General features: G+C 76.0%; 1 pseudogene. It reads right to left on the reverse strand.

Features of this window, described 5'->3' with window-relative positions:
• A pseudogene (locus E1295_RS49595) lies at nucleotides 1–718 on the reverse strand (hypothetical protein); the annotation flags it as partial.

Here is a 718-nt window from a genome sequence, read left to right on the forward strand (position 1 = left end):
CCGAACGCCAGCACCACGGCGGCGACCGCGAGCATGTCGACGTGGGCGTTGTTGACCGCCTCCATGGGGACGGCCGGGCACCACGCCCAGTACACGGCCCGCCGGGCACCGCCCCTGCGCAGCAGGACCAGCAGGGTGCCCGCCGCCAGCAGCGCGCCGGCGACCTGCAGCGGCTTGTGCCGGGCGCCGCCGGGCGAGAGCCGGTCCACCACCAGGAAGTACGCCTCCGCCAGCGGCGGATAGATCGTGTGCTCCGACGGCCGGTTGATCCTCGTGCACGCGCCCCCGCCGATCGGGTAGAAGTGCCCCTCCGAGCAGCTGGGGAACAACCACGGGTCCCGGAGCCCGGCGAGCGCGGGGTCGGCGGGGGCATGGTCGTAGGGCGAGAGGCCGGCCGACTGGACCCGGCCGTCCCAGACGTAGCGGAAGGAGTCGGTGCTGGTCGCCGGAGGGCCCGCCAGCCCGGTGGCGATCATGAGCAGGCCGCCCGCCAGCACCAGCCGTCCCGCCGCGGGGCCCGGCACGCCGCGCACCGCCCACACGGCCGCCGCGAACGTCACCCAGGCGAGCGCGTACCACCCGAATGAGCGGTCGGCGAGGGGCGCGCGGAAGACCACGGCCAGTACGGCGGCCTGCGCGAGCAGCAGGGCGACGGCGAGGACCCCCCGCCACCTGCCGTCACGCCGTCTCCCCGCTCCCGGCGCTACCTCATCCCCCT

The organism is Nonomuraea mesophila, assembly GCF_004352805.1.
GTDB classification, from domain to species: domain Bacteria; phylum Actinomycetota; class Actinomycetes; order Streptosporangiales; family Streptosporangiaceae; genus Nonomuraea; species Nonomuraea longispora.